23 protein-coding genes are annotated in these 25038 nt (G+C 43.4%); 16 read left to right on the forward strand and 7 right to left on the reverse strand.

All coding sequences use genetic code 11. The features are described 5' to 3' along the window. Position 1: 1 nt before the first annotated feature. The 5 genes from AAHJ11_RS13275 (at position 2) to galE (ending at position 4285) form a co-directional block, all read left to right on the forward strand. The gene (locus AAHJ11_RS13275; protein WP_138343724.1) at positions 2–1009 is read left to right on the forward strand and encodes an RnfABCDGE type electron transport complex subunit D; all 1008 of its coding nucleotides are present in this window, start codon (positions 2–4) and stop codon (positions 1007–1009) included. Beyond that, positions 1006–1752 (forward strand): RnfABCDGE type electron transport complex subunit G, encoded by a 747-nt coding sequence (locus tag AAHJ11_RS13280; RefSeq protein ID WP_148366995.1) that lies wholly within the window; start codon positions 1006–1008, stop codon positions 1750–1752. Before AAHJ11_RS13275 ends, AAHJ11_RS13280 begins: the two co-directional genes overlap by 4 nt. A 14-nt stretch (positions 1753–1766) precedes the next feature. Continuing rightward, positions 1767–2354 (forward strand): RnfABCDGE type electron transport complex subunit E, encoded by a 588-nt coding sequence (locus tag AAHJ11_RS13285; RefSeq protein ID WP_008998541.1) that lies wholly within the window; start codon positions 1767–1769, stop codon positions 2352–2354. 96 nt (positions 2355–2450) lie between these two features. Next, complete coding sequence (rsxA, locus tag AAHJ11_RS13290; RefSeq protein WP_004295587.1) at positions 2451–3023, forward strand: electron transport complex subunit RsxA; 573 nt, start codon at positions 2451–2453, stop codon at positions 3021–3023. Between the two features lie 227 nt (positions 3024–3250). After that, positions 3251–4285, forward strand: a complete 1035-nt coding sequence (gene galE / locus AAHJ11_RS13295; protein WP_074705183.1) for a UDP-glucose 4-epimerase GalE — start codon at positions 3251–3253, stop codon at positions 4283–4285. A 265-nt stretch (positions 4286–4550) separates the two neighbouring features. Here the strand turns inward: galE and ispE are convergent, their stop codons facing one another. Beyond that, entirely contained in the window at positions 4551–5375 is an 825-nt protein-coding gene (gene ispE / locus AAHJ11_RS13300) for a 4-(cytidine 5'-diphospho)-2-C-methyl-D-erythritol kinase (RefSeq protein WP_148366994.1), read from the reverse strand. 243 nt (positions 5376–5618) lie between these two features. On the opposite strand from ispE, the gene dnaB reads away from it, so the two are divergent. The 10 genes from dnaB to AAHJ11_RS13350 all read left to right on the forward strand — a co-directional run bounded on the left by dnaB (position 5619) and on the right by AAHJ11_RS13350 (position 17220). Next, positions 5619–7181: a replicative DNA helicase gene (gene dnaB, locus AAHJ11_RS13305; protein WP_148366993.1), complete on the forward strand. Its 1563-nt coding sequence runs from the start codon at positions 5619–5621 to the stop codon at positions 7179–7181. 274 nt (positions 7182–7455) lie between these two features. Further along, a complete protein-coding gene (pheT, locus tag AAHJ11_RS13310) occupies positions 7456–9918 on the forward strand; it encodes a phenylalanine--tRNA ligase subunit beta (RefSeq protein WP_148366992.1) in 2463 nt (820 codons plus the stop codon). A gap of 31 nt (positions 9919–9949) precedes the next feature. Next, complete coding sequence (locus tag AAHJ11_RS13315) at positions 9950–10687, forward strand: YebC/PmpR family DNA-binding transcriptional regulator (RefSeq protein WP_074636120.1); 738 nt, start codon at positions 9950–9952, stop codon at positions 10685–10687. An 8-nt stretch (positions 10688–10695) separates the two neighbouring features. Beyond that, positions 10696–10941 (forward strand): TIGR03905 family TSCPD domain-containing protein, encoded by a 246-nt coding sequence (locus AAHJ11_RS13320; RefSeq protein WP_148366991.1) that lies wholly within the window; start codon positions 10696–10698, stop codon positions 10939–10941. A 181-nt stretch (positions 10942–11122) separates the two neighbouring features. Beyond that, positions 11123–12376, forward strand: a complete 1254-nt coding sequence (locus AAHJ11_RS13325; protein ID WP_148366990.1) for an Nramp family divalent metal transporter — start codon at positions 11123–11125, stop codon at positions 12374–12376. A gap of 29 nt (positions 12377–12405) precedes the next feature. Next, positions 12406–13167, forward strand: a complete 762-nt coding sequence (locus AAHJ11_RS13330) for an exodeoxyribonuclease III (RefSeq protein ID WP_148366989.1) — start codon at positions 12406–12408, stop codon at positions 13165–13167. 64 nt (positions 13168–13231) lie between these two features. Next, positions 13232–13690: a C-GCAxxG-C-C family protein gene (locus AAHJ11_RS13335; protein WP_004295601.1), complete on the forward strand. Its 459-nt coding sequence runs from the start codon at positions 13232–13234 to the stop codon at positions 13688–13690. Between the two features lie 154 nt (positions 13691–13844). Continuing rightward, a complete protein-coding gene (locus tag AAHJ11_RS13340) occupies positions 13845–14045 on the forward strand; it encodes a winged helix-turn-helix domain-containing protein (RefSeq protein WP_004295603.1) in 201 nt (66 codons plus the stop codon). 130 nt (positions 14046–14175) lie between these two features. Next, positions 14176–15957, forward strand: a complete 1782-nt coding sequence (gene lepA, locus AAHJ11_RS13345) for a translation elongation factor 4 (protein ID WP_148366988.1) — start codon at positions 14176–14178, stop codon at positions 15955–15957. Between the two features lie 84 nt (positions 15958–16041). Continuing rightward, positions 16042–17220: a sodium:proton antiporter gene (locus tag AAHJ11_RS13350; protein ID WP_413579614.1), complete on the forward strand. Its 1179-nt coding sequence runs from the start codon at positions 16042–16044 to the stop codon at positions 17218–17220. Between the two features lie 124 nt (positions 17221–17344). Here the strand turns inward: AAHJ11_RS13350 and AAHJ11_RS13355 are convergent, their stop codons facing one another. From AAHJ11_RS13355 to AAHJ11_RS13375, 5 genes are all read right to left on the reverse strand, one after another. Continuing rightward, entirely contained in the window at positions 17345–18580 is a 1236-nt protein-coding gene (locus AAHJ11_RS13355) for a DNA recombination protein RmuC (RefSeq protein ID WP_195649605.1), read from the reverse strand. Continuing rightward, positions 18580–19434 (reverse strand): type I methionyl aminopeptidase, encoded by an 855-nt coding sequence (gene map / locus AAHJ11_RS13360; protein ID WP_148366985.1) that lies wholly within the window; start codon positions 19432–19434, stop codon positions 18580–18582. Before map ends, AAHJ11_RS13355 begins: the two co-directional genes overlap by 1 nt. Positions 19435–19738: 304 nt before the next feature. After that, entirely contained in the window at positions 19739–20806 is a 1068-nt protein-coding gene (locus AAHJ11_RS13365) for a hypothetical protein (protein WP_413579615.1), read from the reverse strand. A gap of 265 nt (positions 20807–21071) precedes the next feature. Continuing rightward, positions 21072–21695, reverse strand: a complete 624-nt coding sequence (locus tag AAHJ11_RS13370) for a DUF4858 domain-containing protein (protein WP_413579617.1) — start codon at positions 21693–21695, stop codon at positions 21072–21074. Between the two features lie 114 nt (positions 21696–21809). Further along, positions 21810–23450, reverse strand: a complete 1641-nt coding sequence (locus AAHJ11_RS13375) for a B12-binding domain-containing radical SAM protein (RefSeq protein ID WP_321027954.1) — start codon at positions 23448–23450, stop codon at positions 21810–21812. A gap of 111 nt (positions 23451–23561) precedes the next feature. Between AAHJ11_RS13375 and AAHJ11_RS13380 the strand changes: the two genes are divergently transcribed. Next, complete coding sequence (locus AAHJ11_RS13380; protein ID WP_148366982.1) at positions 23562–23960, forward strand: hypothetical protein; 399 nt, start codon at positions 23562–23564, stop codon at positions 23958–23960. An 80-nt stretch (positions 23961–24040) separates the two neighbouring features. Here AAHJ11_RS13380 and AAHJ11_RS13385 read toward each other — a convergent pair whose 3' ends face one another. Continuing rightward, positions 24041–24961, reverse strand: coding sequence for an RluA family pseudouridine synthase (locus tag AAHJ11_RS13385; RefSeq protein WP_099145921.1), 921 nt, complete (start codon positions 24959–24961; stop codon positions 24041–24043). Between the last annotated feature and the right edge of the window lie 77 nt (positions 24962–25038).

A 25038-nucleotide genomic window follows, 5' to 3' on the forward strand; every position in this document is an offset into this window, starting at 1 on the left:
TATGGAAAATAAATTAATCGTATCACTATCGCCCCACGTCCATGGCGGAGACAGCGTACAGAAAAATATGTATGGCGTGCTGATCGCACTGATTCCGGCTTTTCTGGTGTCTCTCTATTTCTTCGGACTGGGGGCTCTGATTGTCACGGCTACTTCCGTTGCGGCTTGTTTGTTCTTCGAATGGGCCATCGGAAAATATTTAATGAAGAAACCGACCACCACCATCTGCGACGGCTCTGCCATCATCACAGGTGTGTTGCTGGCATTTAACTTACCGTCTAACCTGCCTGTCTGGATTATCATCCTGGGCGCACTGTTTGCTATCGGTGTAGGCAAGATGTCTTTCGGCGGACTGGGTTGCAATCCTTTTAACCCTGCATTGGCAGGCCGCGTGTTCCTGTTGCTTTCTTTCCCGGTGCAGATGACCAGCTGGCCGGTAGTCGGACAGTTGACGGCATATACGGACGCTACCACCGGTGCTACTCCGCTGGCATTGATGAAACAGGCGATTCATGCTGCAGATAAGAGCGCGGCTATGGATGCTTTAAACCAGATTCCGGACGCATTGAGCTTGCTGATCGGACAGAACGGCGGATGCTTGGGTGAAGTGAGTGCACTGGCTCTGCTGATCGGGCTGGTTTATATGCTTTGGAAGAAGATTATCACCTGGCATATTCCTGTGTCTATCCTGGCTACCGTGTTTATCTTTGCCGGTATCATGCACCTTGCAGATCCGGAAAAATATGTATCTCCGGTATTGCAGTTGCTCTCCGGTGGTCTGATGCTGGGTGCCGTCTTTATGGCAACCGACTATGTGACTTCTCCGATGAGCAAGAAAGGGATGCTGATTTATGGTGTATGTATCGGTCTGCTGACAGTGGTTATCCGCTTGTTCGGTGCCTATCCCGAAGGTATGTCGTTCGCCATCCTGATTATGAATGCGTTCACTCCGCTGATTAACACCTATTGTAAACCTAAACGCTTTGGGGAGGTAGCGAAGAAGAAATGAAAAAGTTAGAATCATCTTTAAAGAATATGTTGCTGGTGCTTACGGGAGTGACTGCTATTTCCGTTGCGTTGCTGGCTTATGTAAATGAACTGACGAAAGGCCCTATCGCCGAAGCGAATGCAAAGACGCTGAACGAGGCCTTGAAAAAGGTTCTTCCTGAATTTACCAACAATCCGGTAGCGGAAAGTGATACGATCTTCAGCGAGAAAGACGGAAAGAAGATCGTTGACTTTATCGTTTATCCGGCCAAGAACGGGGAAGAACTGGTGGGCACGGCCGTTGAAGCTAAATCAATGGGATTTGGCGGTGAACTGAAAGTGCTGGTAGGTTTTAATGCCGAAGGGAAAATCTATAACTACTCCCTGTTGGCACATGCGGAAACTCCGGGATTGGGCTCTAAGGCCGACAAATGGTTCGGGGCTTATGATCCTGCAAAGGGAGAACAAGCGGTATCTCACGAAGAGAGTAAAAAATCTATTCTGGGTATGAATCCGGGTGAAGCTCCGTTGACTGTCAGCAAAGATGGGGGAGCGGTGGATGCCATCACAGCTTCTACCATTACTTCACGTGCTTTCCTCAATGCAGTGAATGCCGCTTATCAAGCCTATAAGGCCGAAGGCGGGGAAGTGAACGGTGTAACCGGTGCCTCTCAAAAAGCGAAAGGCGCGGACGCAGATGCTGCTGACGCTGCTACGGGAGCTACGATTAAAGTTGAACTAACTGATTCGGTCAGTGCTAAATAAGAAAGGAGACAGATATGAATAACTTTAAAGTAATGATGAACGGGATTATTAAAGAGAATCCTACGTTTGTACTCCTGCTCGGTATGTGTCCTACATTGGGTACCACGTCATCGGCTATCAATGGTATGGGTATGGGACTGGCTACCATGTTCGTATTGATCTGCTCGAATGTGGTGATCTCTTTGATAAAGAACCTGATTCCGGACATGGTGCGTATCCCATCGTTTATTGTGGTGATCGCATCCTTCGTGACCTTGCTTCAAATGGTGATGCAGGCTTACGTGCCGGGACTGTATGCTACACTCGGTCTTTTCATTCCGTTGATTGTAGTGAACTGTATTGTGCTGGGACGTGCCGAAGCCTTTGCTGCCAAGAATAACGCAGTTGCTTCCATGTTCGACGGTATCGGTATGGGACTTGGTTTCACCATCGCCCTGACTTTGCTGGGTGCTGTCCGCGAGTTTCTGGGGACCGGTAAAATCTTCGATCTGACCATCATGCCGGAAGAATATGGAATGTTGGTATTCGTATTGGCTCCGGGTGCTTTCATCGCTTTGGGATACCTCATTGCAATAATTAATAAATTGAGAACTGAAAATTGAGAATTGAGAAATAATAGATATGAACCATATTCTTAATTTCATTTTCACATTCTCTGATTTTTTAATTCTCAATTTTCAATTTTCAATTTAACAACTATGGAATATATATTGATATTTATTTCGGCAATCTTTGTAAACAACATCGTGTTGTCGCAGTTCTTGGGTATCTGTCCGTTCCTGGGCGTATCCAAGAAGGTGGAAACTGCGATGGGTATGAGTGCTGCGGTTGCTTTCGTGTTGACCATCGCTACCATCGTCACCTTCCTGATTCAGAAGTTTGTACTGGATGTTTTCGGACTGGGATATTTGCAGACGATTACGTTCATCCTGGTGATTGCCGGACTGGTGCAGATGGTGGAAATCATCCTGAAAAAGGTGTCTCCGGCTCTGTATCAGGCTTTGGGTGTGTTCTTGCCGCTGATTACAACGAACTGTTGTATTCTGGGTGTCGCTATTCTGGTGATTCAGAAAGACTATGACCTGCTGACAGGGGTTGTATACGCATTCTCTACGGCTATCGGCTTCGGTCTGGCACTGGTGCTTTTTGCCGGATTGCGCGAACAGATGAGCCTTGTGAAAATTCCGAAAGGAATGCAAGGAACTCCGATTGCTTTGATTACCGCCGGTTTGCTTGCTATGGCATTCATGGGATTCTCCGGCGTGGTGTAAGGTAAGGATTTACAGTTGATAATTAAATAGGGGATTGGAAGCTCTGCTGTGTGGCGACATACAGATTAGAGTTTCCAATTCTTTTTTATACCTAAATGCTACCAAATTGTACCTTAATTACTTTTTAGCAAATAAATTCGTGGCAAATTATTGCTATTCCATTTTATTTCCATACATTTGTAACTCAAACAATAATAAGCCGAGAAACTAACCATTTTATAAAGTATATGAAAGAAAGAATTTTAGTAACAGGCGGGACAGGATACATTGGGTCTCATACTGTTGTAGAACTACAAAACAGCGGATATGAAGTAATCATCATCGATAATTTATCAAATTCAAGTGCTGACGTTGTTGACAATATAGAGAAAGTTTCCGGTATTCGTCCAGTTTTTGAAAAGCTGGATTGCCTGGACTTTGCCGGTCTGGATGCAGTATTTACAAAATATAAAGGAATTAAGGCTATCATTCACTTTGCAGCTAGCAAAGCAGTAGGAGAATCGGTACAGAAACCGTTGCTTTACTACCGTAATAACCTGGTTTCTTTGATTAACCTTCTCGAACTGATGCCAAAGCATGGAGTAGAAGGTATTGTGTTCTCTTCTTCTTGTACAGTATACGGTCAGCCGGACGAGTTGCCGGTAACGGAAAAGGCTCCGATCAAGAAAGCGGAATCACCTTATGGAAATACCAAACAGATCAATGAAGAGATTATTCGTGACACGGTAGCTTCAGGTGCTCCGATCAATGCGATCATGTTGCGCTATTTCAACCCGATTGGTGCGCATCCTACTGCATTGCTGGGTGAACTGCCTAACGGGGTTCCTCAAAACCTGATTCCATATCTGACCCAGACAGCCATCGGTATCCGTGAGAAACTTAGCGTGTTTGGTGACGATTATGATACACCGGACGGTTCTTGTATCCGTGACTTTATCAATGTCGTTGACTTGGCTAAAGCACACGTGATTGCTATCCGTCGTATCTTGGAAAAGACACAAAAAGAAAAAGTAGAAGTATTCAATATTGGTACAGGACGTGGTGTTTCTGTATTGGAATTAATAAATGGCTTTGAAAAAGCCACGGGCGTAAAATTGAATTATCAGATTGTCGGACGTCGTGCAGGCGACATTGAAAAAGTTTGGGCTAACCCGGATTTTGCTAATAAAGAGCTGGGCTGGAAAGCCGTAGAAACTTTAGAAGATACTTTACGCTCTGCATGGAACTGGCAGCTGAAACTCCGTGAAAGAGGGATTCAATAAAAGGGAAACTTGTTTTAAATAACATAAAAGTTTAAACAAATCGTGCATGCGATTTGTTTAATTGATGCTAATCGACCTGAAGCTGTTTATGAGTATGCGAATATACGTAAATAGTACTTATGCCTCCCCGGCATAGACAGGAAAGATTGCATAGTAGTTTTGTCGTGTTTTATTTTGTGTTTGTGTTGTGACGGTACTACGACGTGAGTCGTGGTACCGTTTTTTGTACGCCCAGCATGGGCGTACGATTATATGGTTCTTTACTTTATAGCTTTCCTTTGAAGCAGAATACGTCAGTTCCCCAATTAATTTCCGGTAAGACGAATCCGGGAGCAAACAATCCGAATACCGAAGATCCGGAGCCGCTCATGGATGCGTAGATTGCTCCTTGATGATAGAGTTCTTCTTTGATTTCTCCAATGACGGGATGTTGCGGGAATACACTTGCTTCGAAATCATTGATTAACGTATCCTTCCATTCTTGTACAGGACGCTGGATTGCCTCCATAACCGGATATTTCGGACGATGGGGATGAATGTTTGAAAAGGCTTCCCGGGTGGAAACAAAAACATTCGGTTTTATAATCATGATTTGGTAGCCGTTTAATGAAAGTTCGACCGGGGAGAAGATGTTTCCAATTCCTTCGGCAAATATCGGTCTGTTTTTGATAAAGAAAGCGCAGTCTGCTCCCAAAGTGGCAGCGTATACTTCCAATTGTTCTTCGGATACTCCCAGCTGATAATGATCGTTGAGCAACTTCAGCATGAAAGCGGCATCCGATGATCCTCCTCCCAGTCCGGCTCCTGAAGGGATGTGCTTGTATAAGTGGATTTCGACAGGAGGGAGATGAAATTCCTTATCCATCAACAAATAGGCTTTTACTACCAGATTGTCTTCCGGGTTACCGGCTATTTCCATTCCGTGTTGGTGGAGAGTGAATTTTCGGTCAGCGTTAGGGGAGGTACGGATTTCCAGTGCGTCTTCCAGAGCTACCGGATAGAAAACGGTTTCCAGATTGTGATATCCGTCCGGGCGTTTTTCCGTGATGGAAAGTCCCAGGTTTATTTTGATATTAGGAAAAGCAAGCATAAGGTTATTTACTATTTTACTATTTACGATTTACTATTTGCAGTGCTGCACATGACAATTAATCATGTGTTGAATGTAATTCGGGAGCAAAGTTAGTAAAATCTTCATTTTTCCTTATCCATTCTTCATGATTATATTCTATCTTTGTCGTCCCGACTGGAAGAATTCCGTGATAAATGTGATAATAGAGTCTGTCCAGTCGTAAAATAGTAAATAGTAAATTGTAAAATAGTAAATACCTCGATGGCCGAACAGAAAAGAAATACCCGCAATTCAAAGTCTACTAAAATACAACCGGTAAATGATTATGGTCGTATTCAGCCGCAGGCGCCTGAACTGGAAGAAGCAGTTCTGGGAGCTTTAATGATTGAAAAGGATGCTTACTCGTTGGTGAGTGAGATTCTTCGTCCCGAATCTTTTTACGAACGACGGCATCAGTTGATTTATTCTGCTATCACCGATCTTGCGGTGAATCAGAAACCGGTGGATATTCTGACTGTAAAGGAACAACTTAGCAAACGCGGAGAATTGGAAGAGGTGGGAGGCCCGTTCTATATTACTCAATTGAGTAGTAAGGTGGCTTCATCAGCGCATATTGAGTATCACGCCCGTATTATTGCACAGAAATCTCTGGCGCGTGAGCTGATTACGTTTACAAGCAATATCCAGAGTAAGGCGTTTGATGAAACGCTGGATGTGGACGACTTGATGCAGGAAGCGGAAGGCAAGCTTTTTGAGATCTCACAGCAGAATATGAAAAAAGATTATACGCAGATCAATCCGGTGATTGACGAAGCCTATAAGCTGATTCAGAAGGCTGCGGCGCGAACCGACGGTTTGAGTGGTCTTGAGAGTGGTTTTACAAAGCTCGACAAGATGACTTCGGGTTGGCAGAATTCCGACCTTATTATTATAGCTGCCCGTCCTGCTATGGGTAAGACTGCTTTCGTCCTTTCAATGGCTAAGAATATTGCGGTGGATTACCGGAACCCGGTGGCATTGTTCTCTCTTGAAATGAGTAACGTTCAGCTGGTGAATCGTTTGATTGCCAATGTCTGCGAAATTGAAAGTGGAAAGATCAAGAGCGGACAGCTGGCGGGTTATGAGTGGCAACAGTTGGATTATAAACTGAAGAATCTGATGGATGCACCGCTTTACGTGGATGATACGCCGTCTCTGTCTGTGTTTGAACTTCGAACGAAAGCACGCCGTCTGGTACGCGAACATGGGGTGCGAATCATCATCATTGACTACCTTCAGTTGATGAATGCGAGTGGTATGGCGTTTGGTAGCCGTCAGGAAGAGGTTAGTACCATTTCCCGTTCGTTGAAAGGATTGGCAAAAGAGTTGAGTATTCCGATCATCGCACTGTCACAGTTGAATCGTGGTGTGGAAAGCCGTGAAGGTATTGACGGTAAACGACCGCAGTTGAGTGACCTTCGTGAATCGGGAGCCATCGAGCAGGATGCCGATATGGTGTGCTTTATCCACCGTCCGGAATATTATAAGATTTATCAGGATGACCGCGGAAATGACCTGCGCGGCATGGCGGAAATTGTAATCGCCAAGCACCGTAACGGTGCAGTAGGCGAGGTGTTGCTCCGCTTTAAGGGTGAGTTTACCCGTTTCTCTAATCCGGAGGACGATATGGTGATCCCGATGCCGGGCGAACCTGCCGGGGCTATGCTGGGATCGAAAATGAATGCGGGCAATGCGGGGTCTGTACCGCCGCCGCCGGCTCCTGATTTTTCGCCACAGACAGCGAATCCGTTCGGGGCGCCGGGGGATGGACCGTTACCGTTCTAGTTGTGCTTTGTTTCACCATAGAGGACACAGAGGACGCAGAGAATACAGAGTTCTTTCTTTTTATTAAGTACTCATGTTGAATTTGTTGGTAAATGAATTATATACATTTGCTTATTACGGATTTACACTTATTTTTCATTTTTCCGGTATCCTCTGCGTCCTCTGTGTCCTCTGTGGTGAAATAACGCGCAATTTTTTATCAAACCTTCTCGGTCAACCGAAAAATCTTATTAACTTTGCAAATCTTTTTGAGAAACAATAAAAAATTAATCATATGAATATCTCTTATAACTGGCTGAAAGAGTATGTCAACTTCGATCTGACGCCCGATGAAACGGCGGCTGCGTTGACTTCTATCGGCTTGGAAACAGGTGGTGTAGAAGAAGTGCAAACCATTAAAGGTGGTTTGGAAGGACTTGTGATTGGTGAAGTGCTGACCTGCACGGAACATCCTAATTCTGACCATTTGCATATTACTACTGTTAATCTGGGAGACGGTGAACCGGTACAGATTGTTTGTGGTGCCCCGAATGTGGCTGCCGGACAGAAAGTGGTGGTGGCTACTTTAGGTACAAAACTTTATGACGGTGACGAATGTTTTACCATCAAGAAATCAAAAATCCGTGGGGTGGAATCTATCGGTATGATTTGTGCTGAAGACGAAATAGGGATCGGTACGGATCATGCAGGTATTATCGTATTGCCGGAAAATGCTGTTCCGGGTACGCTTGCCAAGGATTATTATAATATCAAGAGCGACTATGTGCTTGAAGTGGATATCACGCCTAACCGTGCGGATGCCTGCTCTCACTATGGGGTGGCTCGTGACTTGTACGCTTATCTGATTCAGAACGGCAAACAGGCTACTTTGCAACGTCCGTCGGTGGACGGCTTTAAAGTGGAAAACCACGACTTGAATATTGAAGTGAAGGTGGAAAACAGCGAAGCTTGTCCGCATTATGCCGGTGTTACGGTGAAAGGTGTCACTGTGAAGGAAAGTCCGGAATGGCTGCAAAACAAATTGCGTCTGATCGGGGTGCGTCCTATTAATAATGTAGTGGATATTACCAATTATATCGTTCATGCTTTCGGTCAGCCGTTGCACTGCTTCGATGCCGGAAAGATCAAAGGCAATGAAGTAATTGTCAAGACAATGCCGGAAGGAACTCCGTTCGTTACGCTGGATGAAGTGGAGCGTAAATTGAGCGAACGCGACCTGATGATTTGTAACAAGGAAGAGGCCATGTGTATTGCCGGTGTATTCGGCGGACTGGACTCCGGTTCCACGGAAGCTACGACAGATGTATTCATCGAAAGTGCTTATTTCCATCCTACATGGGTGCGTAAGACAGCCCGCCGTCATGGCTTGAATACGGATGCTTCTTTCCGTTTCGAACGCGGTATTGATCCGAACGGAGTTATTTATTGCCTGAAGCTGGCTGCTTTGATGGTCAAAGAACTGGCGGGCGGTACGATTTCTTCTGAAATAAAAGACGTGTTCACTACTCCTGCACCCGATTTTATAGTCGATCTGGCTTATGAGAAAGTACATTCTTTGGTAGGAAAAGTAATCCCGGTAGAGACAATCAAGAGCATTGTGACCAGCCTGGAAATGAAGATCACTAATGAAACGGCAGAAGGGCTGACATTAGCTGTTCCTCCTTATCGTGTAGACGTGCAGCGTGATTGTGACGTGATTGAAGATATTCTTCGTATCTACGGATATAACAATGTTGAAATCCCGACTACGCTGAACTCCAGCCTGACTACTAAAGGTGAACATGATAAATCGAATAAATTGCAGAACCTGATTGCAGAGCAATTGGTGGGTTGCGGATTTAATGAGATCCTGAACAACTCATTGACGCGTGCTGCTTACTATGATGGTATGGAGACTTATCCGTCCAACCACCTGGTGATGTTGCTGAATCCGTTGAGTGCGGATTTGAACGCTATGCGCCAGACTTTGCTGTTCGGTGGACTGGAAAGTATTGCTCATAATGCAAATCGTAAGAATGCTGATTTGAAGTTCTTCGAATTCGGTAATTGCTATCATTTCGATGGTGACAAGAAGAACGAAGAGAAGGTATTGGCTCCTTACTCGGAAGATTATCACTTGGGTTTGTGGGTAACCGGTAAGAAGGTTTCCAATTCATGGGCACATGCGGATGAGAACAGTTCGGTATATGAGTTGAAGGCTTATGTAGAAAATATATTGAAGCGTCTGGGACTGGATTTGCACAATCTGGTTGTCGGTAATCTGACGGACGATATTTTTGCTGCCGCACTCTCTGTCAATACGAAGGGTGGTAAGCGTCTTGCTTCTTTCGGTATCGTGACTAAAAAACTGTTGAAAGCATTTGATATCGACAATGAAGTGTATTTTGCCGACTTGAACTGGAAGGAACTGATGAAGGCTATCCGTTCTGTGAAGATCAGCTACAAGGAAATCTCCAAGTTCCCTGCTGTGAAACGTGACCTGGCATTGTTGCTTGACAAGAATGTGCAGTTTGCCGAAATCGAAAAGATTGCTTACGAAACAGAGAAGAAGCTGCTGAAAGAAGTGGAACTTTTCGATGTGTACGAAGGTAAGAATCTGGAAGCAGGCAAGAAGTCGTATGCGGTGAGCTTCCTGCTTCAGGATGAGAGCCAGACTTTGAATGATAAGATGATTGATAAGATCATGTCCAAACTGGTGAAGAACTTGGAAGATAAGCTGGGTGCCAAACTTAGATAAACTTAAAATTTCAATCTAAAAATATAAACCAATGGGAAGAGCATTTGAATATAGAAAGGCCGCTAAACTGAAAAGATGGGGCCACATGGCTAAAACATTTACAAGACTGGGCAAACAAATCGCTATAGCTGTAAAGGCTGGCGGTCCGGAACCTGAAAACAACCCGACTTTGCGTTCGGTAATCGCTACTTGTAAGCGTGAGAATATGCCGAAGGATAATATTGAACGTGCTATCAAAAACGCAATGGGTAAAGACCAGAGTGACTACAAGAGCATGACTTACGAAGGGTACGGCCCTCACGGTATTGCTGTATTTGTAGATACCCTGACAGACAACACAACCCGTACAGTGGCTGACGTCCGTTCGGTATTTAATAAGTTTGGCGGTAATCTCGGCACAATGGGATCTCTCGCGTTCCTGTTCGACCACAAATGTGTATTTACTTTCAAGAAGAAAGACGGATTGGATATGGAAGAACTGATTCTGGATCTGATCGATTATGATGTGGAGGATGAATATGAAGAAGATGACGAAGAGGGAACAATCACTATCTATGGTAACCCCAAGAGCTATGCCGCTATTCAGAAACACTTGGAGGAGTGTGGTTTTGAAGATGTCGGTGGAGACTTCACTTATATCCCGAACGACATGAAAGAGGTGACTCCGGAACAACGCGAGACATTGGATAAGATGATCGAACGTCTGGAAGAATTTGATGACGTGCAGACTGTTTATACCAATATGCAGCCGGAAGGGGAAGAAGAGTAAGGCTGGTTATGGAATATGTGTATAAAACCCGGGGAACTTGCAGCACTAACATCGAGCTGAACGTGGAAGATGGAGTGGTGAAAGAGGTTGTTTTCTGGGGAGGATGCAATGGTAACCTTCAAGGTATTTCCCGTCTTGTGAGAGGAATGAAGGTAGCGGATGTTATCGCAAAACTTGAAGGAGTGCGGTGTGGTGGCAGGCCGACTTCATGTCCTGACCAGTTGTGTCGTGCATTGCACGAGATGGGATATTAATCGACGACATTTATTCGGGCACGGATTACACGGATTTCACGGTTTCAATAAAATAAGGACCGTGAAATCCGCGTAATCCGTGCCTAATTTTTGTATACTTACTTGTCGGTATTTTGAACTAAAATTGACCTTCACTCGTTATTTATAAGTATATTTGTAAGGTTAAAACTATTATGCAAAAATGAAGAATATTTTTCAAGACTTAAAACGCAAAGATCATAAACGCTATCTGGGTGGACTGGATGTTTTTAAGTATATTGGTCCGGGGCTTCTGGTTACTGTAGGATTTATTGATCCGGGAAACTGGGCTTCTAACTTCGCCGCCGGTTCCGAATTCGGCTATTCCTTATTGTGGGTGGTTACATTGTCTACTATTATGCTGATCGTTCTTCAGCACAACGTTGCCCACCTGGGGATTGTTACCGGACTTTGCCTTTCGGAGGCGGCCACCAAGTACACTCCCAAATGGGTGTCGCGACCTATTCTTGGTACGGCGGTACTGGCGTCGATATCTACTTCTTTAGCGGAAATTCTGGGAGGTGCCATTGCCTTGGAAATGCTCTTTGATATTCCTATTATATGGGGGGCTATATTGACTACGCTTTTTGTCTCTATCATGCTTTTCACTAATTCGTATAAGAAGATAGAGCGTTCCATCATTGCATTTGTCTCCGTTATCGGACTTTCGTTTATCTACGAATTGTTTCTGGTGGAAATAGACTGGCCGGCTGCGACAGCAGGGTGGGTGACTCCTTCTTTTCCGAAAGGAAGTATGCTGATTATCATGAGTGTGTTGGGAGCGGTAGTGATGCCTCATAATCTGTTCCTTCATTCGGAGGTGATACAGAGTCACGAATATAATAAGAAAGATGACGCTTCTATTAAGAAGGTCTTGAAATATGAGTTGTTTGATACTCTTTTTTCCATGATTGTCGGCTGGGCGATTAACAGTGCCATGATTCTGCTGGCTGCCGCTACTTTCTTTAAAAGCGGTATTCAGGTAGAGGAACTGCAACAGGCCAAGTCATTGCTCGAACCTTTGTTGGGAAGTAATGCGGCCATCGTATTTGCACTGGCATTGCTGATGGCGGGTATTTCATCCACCATTACGAGCGGAATGGCGGCGGGTTCTATCTTTGCTGGTATTTTCGGCGAATCGTATCATATCAAAGACAGCCACTCGCAGGTGGGAGTCCTTTTGTCTCTGGGAATTGCCTTATTGCTGATTTTCTTTATTGGAGATCCTTTCAAAGGACTGATTATTTCGCAGATGATACTTAGTATTCAATTACCTTTCACAGTGTTTCTGCAGGTGGGGCTGACGTCTTCCCGCAAGGTGATGGGAGATTATGTCAACAGTCGTTGGAGCACGTTTGTGTTGTATTCGATTGCTATTATTGTTTCGGCACTGAACATCATGCTTTTGTTTTCATAAAATGAATATAAATCAATAAATATAGATCGATGAAGATTATTACTTATAATGTGAACGGACTGCGTGCTGCCGTATCTAAAGGCTTGCCGGAGTGGTTGGCGCAGGAGAATCCTGATATTCTTTGTCTGCAAGAGACGAAACTGCAACCGGACCAATATCCGGGAGAGGTGTTTGAAGCGTTGGGTTACAAGTCTTATTTGTATTCGGCACAGAAGAAAGGATACAGTGGAGTGGCCATACTTACCAAGCAGGAACCGGACCATGTGGAATATGGGATGGGAATGGAGGCTTATGATAATGAAGGACGTTTTATACGGGCGGACTTTGGAGATTTATCGGTAGTCAGTGTTTACCACCCTTCGGGAACGAGCGGGGACGAACGTCAGGCTTTTAAAATGGTGTGGCTGGAAGATTTTCAGAAGTATGTGACGGAGTTGCAGAAGTCCCGTCCCAATTTGATTCTTTGTGGTGATTATAATATTTGCCACGAACCGATTGATATTCATGATCCTGTCCGGAATGCGACAAACAGTGGCTTCCTTCCTGAAGAACGGGAGTGGATGACACGTTTCCTGTCTGCAGGGTATGTGGATTCTTTCCGTACGCTTTGTCCCGAAAAACAGGAATATACTTGGTGGAGCTATCGTTTTAATTCGCGTGCCAAGAATAAAGGTTGGAGAATTGACTATTGTATGGTCAGTGAGCCGGTACGCCCGCTGTTGAAACGGGCGTATATCCTGAATGAGGCCGTACATTCCGACCATTGTCCGATGGCGTTGGAAATATTATAGGATAGTAATACTCAATTTACGGGTGTCTTATATTTTTGTGCGAAATAAAAATGCAAAATAGTTTATGGAAGATAGAATACAGAAAGCAGTGGAGCTTTTTAAGAGCGGATATAACTGTTCGCAGTCGGTGGTAGCGGCCTTTGCAGATATGTATGGATTTACACAGGAACAGGCGTTACGTATGGGTGCTTCCTTTGGCGGGGGAATAGGACGAATGCGCGAAACGTGTGGAGCTGCCTGCGGCATGTTTTTGGTGGCGGGCTTGGAAACCGGCGCTACGGAAGCGACAGACCGGGAAGGAAAAGCTGCCAATTATGCGGTAGTGCAAGAACTGGCGGCTGAATTTAAGAAGCGTAACGGTTCGCTGATTTGTGGCGAATTGTTGGGATTAAAGAAAAAAGATCCCGTTTCAACCATTCCGGAAGAGCGTACTGCTCAATATTATAGCAAGCGTCCCTGTGCTAAAATGGTGGAAGAAGCGGCAAGAATTTGGTCGGAATATCTCGAAAAGCATCCTAAATGAGGTTCTAAAATGCTTTTTTATTACAAAAACGGTAAAAAAGTGCTCAATAAAGTGTTATATAACATAAAAATAACTATCTTTGCCTCCGAAATAAAATCTGAAAGTCTTTTGGACCGGATGATTTTAAGCATGTCTAACTAAAATTGCAAAGCAAATGTTGAAAGAAAAAGCTGGTGTAATTGCAGGTACTATCTGGAATGCACTGAACGAAACAGAAGGAATGACTGCCAAGCAGCTTAAAAAAGCAACTAAATTGGTTGACAAAGATCTGTTCCTCGGCCTTGGCTGGTTATTGAGAGAAGACAAAGTCTCTGTGGAAGAAGTTGAAGGTGAACTCTTCATCAAATTGATCTAAGCGAGTAACTCACTTAAGCAATAAAAAAAATGCGTTGGTACATGGTCATAATGTTATCAACGCATTTTTTTTTATTCCGCCATTTACGTATCTTTGCACACCAAAAAGCTAAAAATAATAAGAATTCAGAATGAAGAATATACGCAACTTTTGCATTATTGCTCATATTGACCACGGGAAATCGACTTTGGCCGACCGTTTGTTGGAGTTTACACACACTATTCAGGTGACTTCGGGGCAGATGCTTGATAATATGGATCTGGAGAAAGAAAGGGGGATCACTATCAAGAGCCATGCAATCCAGATGGAATATACTTATCAGGGGGAGAAGTATATCCTTAACCTGATTGACACTCCGGGACATGTGGACTTTTCGTATGAGGTGTCGCGCTCTATTGCTGCGTGTGAAGGTGCGTTGCTGATTGTCGATGCTTCGCAGGGAGTGCAGGCACAGACTATCTCGAATCTGTACATGGCAATTGAGCACGACCTTGAGATTATTCCGGTGATTAATAAATGCGATATGGCGAGTGCCAATCCTGAAGAAGTGGAGGACGAGATCATTGAATTGCTGGGCTGCAAGCGGGAGGAAGTGATCCGTGCATCCGGCAAAACGGGTATGGGAGTGGAAGAAATACTGGCGGCCGTGATCGAGCGTATTCCTCATCCGGAAGGAGATGAAGAGGCTCCGTTGCAAGCTTTGATTTTCGACTCTGTATTCAACTCTTTCCGTGGAATTATTGCTTATTTCAAGATTGAAAACGGTATGATTCGCAAGGGGGATAAGGTGAAATTCTTCAATACGGGAAAAGAGTATGATGCCGATGAAGTGGGAGTGCTGAAAATGGATATGGTACCTCGCAACGAACTTCGTACGGGGGATGTGGGATATATTATTTCCGGTATCAAGACTTCTAAAGAGGTGAAGGTGGGAGATACCATTACGCATATTGCCCGTCCGTGTGACAAGGCTATTGCCGGTTTTGAGGAAGTGAAGCCGATGGTGTTTGCCGGGGTTTATCCGATTGAGGCGGAGGATTTCGAAGATCTTCGCGCGTCTTTGGAAAAGTTGCAGCTGAATGATGCGTCGTTGACTTTCCAGCCGGAGTCTTCGCTGGCTTTGGGTTTTGGTTTCCGTTGTGGTTTCCTCGGATTGCTCCACATGGAGATTGTGCAGGAGCGTCTGGATCGTGAGTTTGACATGAATGTGATTACTACGGTGCCGAACGTGTCCTACCATATCTATGACAAGCAAGGTAATATGAAGGAGGTGCACAACCCCGGTGGTATGCCCGACCCGACGATGATTGACCATATCGAGGAACCGTATATCAAAGCATCTATTATTACAACCACCGATTATATCGGTCCTATTATGACGCTTTGCCTGGGTAAACGTGGTGAATTGATTAAACAGGAATATATCTCCGGTAATCGTGTGGAAATCTATTACAATATGCCTTTGGGAGAGATTGTGATTGATTTCTACGATAAGTTGAAGAGTATTTCCAAAGGGTATGCGTCGTTTGATTATCATCCGAATGGTTTCCGTACTTCCAAACTGGTGAAGCTGGATATCTTGTTGAACGGTGAGCCTGTGGATGCACTTTCTACTTTGACACATATTGACAATGCTTACGATATGGGACGACGGATGTGTGAGAAGCTGAAAGAGCTCATTCCGCGCCAGCAGTTTGATATTGCCATTCAGGCGGCTATCGGAGCGAAGATTATTTCGCGTGAAACCATTAAGGCGGTCCGTAAGGATGTGACAGCGAAGTGTTACGGGGGTGACGTGAGCCGTAAACGTAAACTGCTTGAGAAGCAGAAAAAAGGTAAGAAACGAATGAAACAGATCGGTAACGTGGAGGTGCCGCAAAAAGCCTTCCTCGCCGTACTGAAACTAGATTAAAATACTGCCGCAAGCAATTTTTCAGAGATATGTTCTGAACAAATTGACTTGCGGTTAGTTTTTAATACACAAACAACTATAAATATGAGAAAAGTTCTGTCTTTTTCGGGCTTCCTGATGTTGGGGCTCATCGTTTCGCAATTCCTGCCGGTGATGGCAGGGGATGGGTATGGAGCTGTTAAATCCATATCGAATGTACTGCTCTATGTATGCCTTAGTTTTATAATGATTAATGTAGGCCGTGAGTTTGTCCTTGATAAAACGAGGTGGAAAAGTTACGCTCAAGATTATTTTATTGCAATGGCGACGGCTGCTTTACCGTGGTTTATGATTGCTATTTATTATGTGTTTATTTTGCTTCCGCCCGATTTCTGGAATAGTTGGGAAGCATGGAAGGAGAATTTGCTGCTAAGCCGTTTTGCCGCACCTACATCGGCCGGTATTCTGTTTACAATGTTGGCGGCTATCGGACTGAAGTCCAGTTGGATTTATAAGAAAATACAGGTATTGGCAATTTTCGATGATTTGGATACGATTCTTTTGATGATTCCTCTTCAGATTATGATGATCGGACTGCGCTGGCAGTTGATTATTGTGGTGGTGATTGTATTCTTGTTATTGTCGATCGGCTGGCAAAGATTGAATAAGTATGATTGGCGTCAGGACTGGAAGGCTATCCTCTTTTATTCAGTGATTATATTTCTGGCTACTCAAATACTGTATCTGGGGAGTAAAGAATTGTATGGGGACGAGGGAAGTATTCATATTGAAGTCCTGTTGCCGGCATTTGTTTTGGGTATGATCATGAAACATAAGGAACATGATACACCGGTGGAACGAAAGGTGTCTACCGGAATTTCATTTTTCTTCATGTTTCTGGTGGGAATGAGCATGCCGCATTTTATCGGAGTGAACTTTGCGGAGACTCATGCAGGTTCTTATTCCGTAACCGGTTCGCAGGAGATGATGTCGTGGGGAATGATTCTGTTTCATGTGGTGATTGTCTCTTTATTGTCGAATATAGGAAAGCTTTGTCCGATGTTCTTCTATCGTGACCGGAAATTAAGTGAGCGGCTGGCTCTTTCCATCGGTATGTTTACCCGTGGCGAGGTAGGGGCCGGAATCATTTTCATTGCATTGGGATATAACTTGGGTGGCCCTGCATTGGTTATTTCAGTGCTTACTCTGGTATTGAATCTGATTCTGACGGGTATCTTCGTTCTTTGGGTGAAGAATCTGGCTTTGCGGAGTTATGTGGATTGACGTGATATGGAAATGTTGTGGAGTATTTTTTTAGGCACGGATTACACGGATTTCACGGTTTTTAGAAATACGATTGCATAAAGCAACAGTGTAATCCGTGTAATCCGTGCCTGAATAATATCAGTTAGTAATCTGTCGAATCGTCCTCTACGTCAATGGGGAGAATCTTTTGGCTTTCTTCATGCGGCAACTGTTCCACTTGCCGCAGTTTGCGTTCGATGGCACGTGTCCGTTTTCCCATGACTTCTTCGAGTTGGTCACCGGCGCTTTGTAGGTTCTTTTGTACTTTTTCAAGCAATCCTCCGAATTTACTGAATTCTGTTTTGACAGCTCCCAATACGGTCCAGACTTCTCCGGTACGTTTTTGGATAGCAAGCGTGCGGAATCCCATCTGAAGACTGTTGAGAATGGCGCCTAATGTTGTCGGTCCCGTAACTACAATCTTATACTCCTTTTGGAGTGTTTCGATGAGACTGGTACGACGGATTACTTCAGCATATATGCTTTCAAACGGCAGGAACATAATGGCAAAGTCTGTGGTAAACGGCGGGTCTACATATTTATCATGGATGTCTTTTGCCATCTTTTTGATTGTATTTTCCAATTGCTTGCCGCACGATTCCATCAATGCTGTGTCTCCCGCTTCGAATGCGTCGTAGTATTGTTCGTATACATCTTTGGGGAATTTGGCGTCGATGGGGAGGTAGACGGTGCTGTTGGCGTCATCTTTTCCCGGAAGTTTGATGGCAAACTCCACAAATTCGGTTCCGCTCTTTTTCGTTTTGACATTGGCGTCGTACTGTTCGGGGCTCATCATTTGTTCTAAGAGTGCACCCAGTTGGACTTCGCCGAACGTGCCTCTCATCTTTACGTTGCTCAATACCTTTTTCAGCCCACCGACATCTTGGGCGAGAGATTTCATTTCTCCCAGTCCTTTTTGTACGTTTTCAAGTTGCGAACGGACGATTTCGAATGATTGGCCGATACGTTCGTTAAGTGTTTTTTGTAACTTTTCCTCTACCATCAAACGCATATCGTCGAGACGTTTTTCGGTGGATTTCAGCAATGCTTCCTGCTGGCGGGCCATCATGTCGAATTTCTGTCGTTGCAGTTCTCCGGTAGTCATCATATTCTTGTGCAGAACATCTTGGAGCTGTTGCATATTCTGGTTCAGCGTTTGCGTCATTTCCATGCGAAGTTCCCGGATGCTGCGGTTCAGTTCTTCCCGGTTTTCCTGCATTTGCTGGCGCAAGGCTATTTGTAATTGTTCTGCTTGAGTTTGATTGTTGCCTTTGGTTAGTGATAATACAAGTAGGACTATCACTAACACGGCAATAACAATAAGTAGAATCAGTTCCATCAATATGTCAGAATTTCGTTTCCGGTTTCCGTTATCAGAATCATATTTTCCCATTGGGCGGAAGGCAGTCCGTCGTCGGTGCAGACAGTCCATCCGTCGGCTTCGTCTATGAATACTTCATAGGTTCCCATATTAATCATAGGTTCGATGGTGAAGGTCATGCCCGGCACAATCATCATGCCCGTACCCCGGCGTCCGAAATGTTCTACGTCCGGTTCTTCGTGGAATTGCATTCCTACGCCATGTCCGCAGAGATCACGGACTACGCTGAATCCGTTCTTTTCGGCATGTTCCTGAATGGCAGCGCCTACATCACCCAGCTGTTTCCAAGGTTGGGCGGCGGCAATGCCTATTTCCATACATTCTTTGGTTACCTGTACCAACTTTTGCATTTCAGGGCTGACGTCACCGATCATAAACATACGGGATGCATCGGAGAAATACCCTTTGTAAATGGTGGAAACATCCACATTGATAATATCTCCGCTTTTCAGAATCTCATTTTTATTGGGTATTCCGTGGCACACTACATCGTTGATGCTGGTGCAGACGCTTTTGGGAAATCCTTCGTAGTTGAGTGGGGCAGGGATAGCACCATGACTGGTAGTAAAATCATATACGAGCACATCAATTTCTTCGGTGGACATGCCTTCCCGGATATTTTCCGAAATATAGTCCAGCAGTGCAGTATTGATTTTGGCACTTTCACGAATCCCTTCCAGTTGTTCGGGAGTACGGAGTACTTTGCGCGGGGGGAGTTTGTAACCTTGCTTTCTGTATTTCTGTATTTTTGCTTCTACTTCAGCCGGATAATTAGAGGGAGTAAACCGGAATCCCTTGATAAAGTTCTTCATTATGATAGCATATTTAATCGTATGACAAATTTAGATAAAATCTCTGATTTTTAGGCCAGTTGTGATAAAAAGTCAAGCCCTTCGGCACAATTCCCCGTCTAATATTCGCGCTCTAAGCACACTGATTCGTATATTGCGGTTGTAACTTAAAACTCTTCATTATGAATAGACCAGACAGAACTGCGGGGATTAACGTTCACAAAGATAGTGTATTTATTTGTGTCATCGATCATTTACACCGGTCAAAAGTACAAATCTATATTCTTAATTAAAAGTCCGACAATCGATTGTCCCTTAGATAATCTTAATTAGAATTAGCCTCTAACCACTTCTTTATAGTCTTCTTCGTAGTTTGTTGTAACCCTTCAAATTGATGAGGATCCTCATTCGCATATCGTATTTTCTGATTCTGGTCATCTTGAAGATCTTCATACAATCTTATCGCAAAAAAGTTATCTTCTTCTGTCGCCATCTTCTCGATCAATAATGGTATAATTTCCCTTCCCATAGCCTTTAATTCTGCATATTGGGGCAATTGTCTTGTAGTAGCTGTATTACTACTAAAAGACCATGTCCATGCTTCTTTCCATTCATTAAACAAAGATTCAAACATTGACCTCTTACTAATTGCACGTGCCTTTTGGGAGATTATGGCCAGTTCACTCCGTGAAATAGTTATATTTTCTTGAGTAGCCTCATGCATTTTCCTGATTTCTTCAGCGTTAATATCTCCCTGACTACTATGCCATAACAGCCACGTTTGCCCCATCTTAGAGCGCTGGGAGTTACTATGTTTAAAATCACATAAACTTGCATGTAAAGGAGTGGGCCCCTGACTCCAAATTACCGGATATTTTTTTTCTGTTCCAAAGTCACTATCGCTATAATCATAATAAGCATGATACTTTGCTCTCGCATTGCCATATCCGAGATATAAATCGTCCCAGTTATAGAACTCTATCCACGAATAAATCCCCATCGAATATGCATAACAATTGTACAGTCCAGACCAGTTGTTCCAAACAACCGTATTAGTATAATCAACACAAGTAAATGCTTTTTGTAACTGAACTTTTTCTTGGGTAAAAAGTGGACGCGGCAAGCTGTTTCTAATAAGCTCTATCTGCTCTTCTATTAGTTGATAGTCCCATCCATCTTTTAAAAGATATCCTGTTACATGATCTCTAGTCTTTGGAAAAGAACTAATAATGCTATCAATATATTCCATAATTTCAAGGCTATCAAGTAAATTAACAGTTTGTGCAGTCAATTCATTAGCCGGCTTTGCAGATTCCTCAACGGTACTTACAATGTCTTCACTGCTACAAGCGAAAAGACACAACAGAAAACACATAAAGGTTAAATGTTTCATATCATAAGTGTTTATGTGAATACTATACGAATTTATATATATTTTTCGACATATCCCAATACCTCTCAACTTTTTTTATCACAATCTATGATATTTCATTTTTCCGATTTTGAGCAACATATTTAAAGGGCTCAAAACAACACTAAAGTTGCAGAATATGCGCTATTAGCATCAATCAACGTATTTTAAATGTACGCAACTGGTCAATAGTAGAATAGAAAGTGGGATTCTCCCAGTTACGGGAAATCATGGATATCATAGATTTTTACCATTCGTATGAAACGCTAACTTGAGGTATCCATTCCCATCTTTTTCGTATAGCATTATATTGGTATTGCATCCCTGTTTTGATTTTCCAGTTTTTATTTATTTTGAAAATGACATTACTTCCAAATTTGGTTGGTTCCACTTCGGAGGGGAGCCCGCGATATCTTCGGGTATCGAGGTTTTGTGAACCATATATGTCGAGAGACCATTTGGAGGACAATTTATATTCCATTTGGCTTTGGATATGAAAATGATTGGGATTTTCCGCAAAGTCGCTTTTACTATGCAGAATAAGATTCTTGTTTATTCTTAGCCAGGAATAAGTGGGTAAAAAGGTGGAACCTGGCTTTCGGAACATCTTGTATGTGTGAATAGAAGGTTTCGAAAAGATTGTGGAAGATTTTAAAGTGGGTAGTGTGGGATCAAAATCTACAAATGGTTTTCGAGAGTACATGTTTTGCTCTACTTTTTCGATGAACTTTCTATTTGTGTTGATCTCCTGATCGGATTCCAGCATTTGCTGAAGTTTCAATGAATCTTGTTGGTTCCATTCTTGTCCTGCTGCGGATAAGGGGAACAATAATAAACAAAGAATATTCAATTGATATTTTCGAATGTCCATACTGCGTTGTGCTAGTAGAGTTTATTGTATGGACGATGGAAAACAGGAAATGCTGCTCTAAACGATCAATGAATAGTAATTATTTCACATAATATGGGAATACTTCTCTTTTATTTATGATAGTTTTTTAGCTTTGAAAACCGGTTGTATCTTCTGAATCTCCGATTCAAAACCAAACCAGTAACCATGTCCTTCTTCATCGGTGGGAAGGAAACATAATCGTAGATTCTCGCGATATGCTCCATATTCTATTTCCCAGCTTTCAGGTGGTAGCTGTCTTTTGGTCCTTACTTTTTCTGCCGGAGCCTTTTTTAATGACATACCCGCTTCTATCCATGCAATGCTGACTTGTGCCAGGTAGTCGGGATAATGATTCTTGCAGAAATCATAGAGGATTAATCCTCTTTTTTCCAGACTAAGAGGGGTGTCAATGACATCAGTTTGAACTAAATGGTCGAGTAACTCATGTATAAAATGAGGGTTTTCCAGAATGAGTATCCGTGTGATGCTTCGCCAAGTGGGAGTATTATAGAAACCGTCTAACAGGCGGGACAGATAATGTGCTGTCTGTAGTTCATCTACGGTGATTTCACGAGTTTGAAGAACTTCGTATGGAGGGAGTGGGGAGTACTGTATGCCTAACTCGTCCGCTCTTCTTTTCATTTCGGTGCCCGGAAGTAATTTGAGGGATTCCAGTTGAATTTCTCCTGCGCCATACTCTGCTAAAGTACGGACATCATCGAAAATCTCTGATAGATGGTAGAGTGGGAGTCCTGCTATCAAGTCGGCATGAGTTTCCATGTTTTTAAGTGAACATAGATATTTAAGTCCGGCCAGAGCGTCGGAGAGTTTTCCTATTCTCCGGCTTTGTTCAAGCACGTTTTCCCGTAGGCTTTGGATTCCGGCTTCCAGATGCAGCAGTCCTTTAGGGAGGGTGGCTAATTCCTGTTTGAGTTCATCGGAAAGGAGTGCGGGATGAATTTCCAGATGGAAACAGATATCCGGGTATTCGCGGAATAGATTTAGTAATTCTTTTGCCCGTTTGTTGTTGTAATTGAACGTGCGGTCCAGTACCCTCACGTTCTTGATTCCGTGTTGGTGTATTACGTCGAGACGTTTCCGGGTTGCTTCAAGAGATAGGGTGCGAACTGGCTTTTCACCTCCACTGACACAAAAGGCACAGGTGTTAAAACATCCGCGGGTGGTTTCTAACTGTACAAAAGGTTTGCTCCAGTTGAAGAAACGGCTCTTTTCGGGGGGAACCAATTCGGAAAACTTCATAACGCGGGCGAGTCCGTTGTCATGATATCCTCCTGATTCGTCCAGATAACAGAGTCCTGTGATTGATTTCCATTCTTTTCTTGGCTGATTCCACACTTTTAACCATAAAGGAAATACTTCTTCGCCTTCTCCGCGAAACACTCCGCTTACAAATTTGTTCTTATATAAGAAAGCTTCATTATCTCCTAAAAATTCGGGGCCTCCGAGTATGGCACAACAGTGGGGTAGTAATGCTTTTGCGCGTGAAACGATGTGTAGGAGTTGCTCGTGATTAAATAGCCAGTTGGTAGCTGCGATGATGTCCGGTTGATGACGGTAGATTTGATTGACGACACTGCCCGTATTTTCATTGATAGTGGCGGAGACTACGCACCATTCAATAGTGGTATCGTCTGCTATTTGAGCATGGAGTGCAGGGAGTGCCAATGAGGAGTGTGCGTACGAACTATTTAAATCAAGCCAAAGAAGTTTCATGTGGAAAATTTAATATTATCTTTGCAAAGGTACAAAAAACTTGTGGCTTGTGATGTATAGTAAATATAAAATGCTAATTTTGTATTAATAAACGCAATAAACTAGAGAATTATGAAAATGATAAAAAGATATGCAGGTATCTTGATGATGCTGACTTTATTGGTTGGCTTTACTTCGTGTGAAGACGATGAAGATATTTATGACGATTTGATGGGACGCACCTGGGTGGGTGATTTGTGGTTCGGTTCTGATTATAATCCGATAGAAAGTGGTATTCGCTTGGATAATAATGGGCTGGGAATAGACTATCAGGTTTATGATTATAATGGTAAATCTGCAGGTGATTTGCCTTTCCGGTGGTGGGTTGATTATGGCACATTGTACCTTGATTATGGACGTGATTTTGCTTTACGTGAGATAAGGGGCGTTCGTGTCAGAGGGCGTTATTTGCAAGGTGACCTGTATCTTGATGGAGGATATATTGATTATATTGAGTTGCAAATGCAATAGAATAAGATCTGATTTTAATAGAAAAAGGAGTTAAATCAAAATCAATTGATCTAACTCCTTCTCTTTTTTTGAGTGTAGTTTTATTTTTTCAAAAACAACTTCTTGAACTCTGCCGGATAAGGCGTCTCGAACTCCATCAAATCTCCCGTTACCGGATGATAGAAACAAAGTTTGAAAGCATGGAGTGCCAGACGTCCGATAGGATTGGGGGAATCTTCTCTTCCATATCTTCCGTCACCGATAATGGGATGACCTAAATCCTGCATATGCACACGAATCTGGTTCTTCCGGCCGGTTTCCAGATCGAGCTCCAACAGGGAATATCCGTTGGCACGTTTGATTGTCCTGTAGTGGGTTATAGATTTTGAGCCGCCGTCATCATACTCGCTGGAACTTACATAAAGCGTTTTATCAGTCAGCCAGGAAACGACTGTATCATAATCTTTCTCCATATTACCTTCCACTACAGCTACATATCGGCGGTCGGTCACTATATCATGCCAGTTGTCGCGCAGGGTCCGCTGTGTTTTTTCGTCTTTGGCAAACATCATCAGACCGGAAGTGTCCCTGTCCAGGCGATGAACGATAAACACACGGAATTGACGTCCGGAGCGTTGCACATATTCATTGAGTATCGTGTAGGCCGTGCGCTCTTTCTGGCGTTCCGTATTGACTGATAAAAGTCCCTGCATCTTTTCGACAACAATGATATAGGCATCTTCATACACGATTTTCAGCAGTCTGTTATTAAATTCTTTCTTTCCTTTCTCTTTGCTGATTTGTACCTTCATGCCCGGTTCCAACGGGAAGTTGAATTGCGTGGTTATCACATTATCAACAAACACCACCCGCTTGCTTAGCAACGATTTCAATTTGGTGCGACTTGCGTCCGGCATCTTGGCAGCGAGGAACTCCATTAGTTCCATAGGTTCTTTCACTGCATAATTTGTATATTGAGCGCGTGCTTTTTCAGCAGGAGTTCTTCTGGGTCTTTTTTTCATTTCTTTTTCTTCTTTTGAGATTTTATTTTTCACCACAGATTACACACATTATAATAATCAATAATAAAAATCTGTGT

It is taken from the genome of Bacteroides sp. 90-K9/2, assembly GCF_047310725.1.
Taxonomy (GTDB): domain Bacteria; phylum Bacteroidota; class Bacteroidia; order Bacteroidales; family Bacteroidaceae; genus Bacteroides; species Bacteroides vicugnae.

Bases quoted from the DNA above. Each gene is read 5' to 3' on its own strand.
- lepA (WP_148366988.1), top strand. From the start codon at position 14,176: ATGAAGAATATACGCAACTTTTGCATTATTGCTCATATTGACCACGGG.
- galE (WP_074705183.1), top strand. From the start codon at position 3,251: ATGAAAGAAAGAATTTTAGTAACAGGCGGGACAGGATACATTGGGTCT.
- dnaB (WP_148366993.1), top strand. From the start codon at position 5,619: ATGGCCGAACAGAAAAGAAATACCCGCAATTCAAAGTCTACTAAAATA.
- AAHJ11_RS13325 (WP_148366990.1), top strand. From the start codon at position 11,123: ATGAAGAATATTTTTCAAGACTTAAAACGCAAAGATCATAAACGCTAT.
- AAHJ11_RS13335 (WP_004295601.1), top strand. From the start codon at position 13,232: ATGGAAGATAGAATACAGAAAGCAGTGGAGCTTTTTAAGAGCGGATAT.
- AAHJ11_RS13320 (WP_148366991.1), top strand. From the start codon at position 10,696: ATGGAATATGTGTATAAAACCCGGGGAACTTGCAGCACTAACATCGAG.
- AAHJ11_RS13385 (WP_099145921.1), bottom strand. From the start codon at position 24,961: ATGAAAAAAAGACCCAGAAGAACTCCTGCTGAAAAAGCACGCGCTCAA.
- AAHJ11_RS13285 (WP_008998541.1), top strand. From the start codon at position 1,767: ATGAATAACTTTAAAGTAATGATGAACGGGATTATTAAAGAGAATCCT.
- AAHJ11_RS13350 (WP_413579614.1), top strand. From the start codon at position 16,042: ATGAGAAAAGTTCTGTCTTTTTCGGGCTTCCTGATGTTGGGGCTCATC.
- AAHJ11_RS13375 (WP_321027954.1), bottom strand. From the start codon at position 23,450: ATGAAACTTCTTTGGCTTGATTTAAATAGTTCGTACGCACACTCCTCA.
- pheT (WP_148366992.1), top strand. From the start codon at position 7,456: ATGAATATCTCTTATAACTGGCTGAAAGAGTATGTCAACTTCGATCTG.
- AAHJ11_RS13355 (WP_195649605.1), bottom strand. From the start codon at position 18,580: ATGGAACTGATTCTACTTATTGTTATTGCCGTGTTAGTGATAGTCCTA.
- AAHJ11_RS13315 (WP_074636120.1), top strand. From the start codon at position 9,950: ATGGGAAGAGCATTTGAATATAGAAAGGCCGCTAAACTGAAAAGATGG.
- AAHJ11_RS13275 (WP_138343724.1), top strand. From the start codon at position 2: ATGGAAAATAAATTAATCGTATCACTATCGCCCCACGTCCATGGCGGA.
- AAHJ11_RS13365 (WP_413579615.1), bottom strand. From the start codon at position 20,806: ATGAAACATTTAACCTTTATGTGTTTTCTGTTGTGTCTTTTCGCTTGT.
- map (WP_148366985.1), bottom strand. From the start codon at position 19,434: ATGAAGAACTTTATCAAGGGATTCCGGTTTACTCCCTCTAATTATCCG.
- AAHJ11_RS13380 (WP_148366982.1), top strand. From the start codon at position 23,562: ATGAAAATGATAAAAAGATATGCAGGTATCTTGATGATGCTGACTTTA.
- AAHJ11_RS13280 (WP_148366995.1), top strand. From the start codon at position 1,006: ATGAAAAAGTTAGAATCATCTTTAAAGAATATGTTGCTGGTGCTTACG.
- AAHJ11_RS13330 (WP_148366989.1), top strand. From the start codon at position 12,406: ATGAAGATTATTACTTATAATGTGAACGGACTGCGTGCTGCCGTATCT.
- AAHJ11_RS13340 (WP_004295603.1), top strand. From the start codon at position 13,845: ATGTTGAAAGAAAAAGCTGGTGTAATTGCAGGTACTATCTGGAATGCA.
- rsxA (WP_004295587.1), top strand. From the start codon at position 2,451: ATGGAATATATATTGATATTTATTTCGGCAATCTTTGTAAACAACATC.
- ispE (WP_148366994.1), bottom strand. From the start codon at position 5,375: ATGCTTGCTTTTCCTAATATCAAAATAAACCTGGGACTTTCCATCACG.
- AAHJ11_RS13370 (WP_413579617.1), bottom strand. From the start codon at position 21,695: ATGGACATTCGAAAATATCAATTGAATATTCTTTGTTTATTATTGTTC.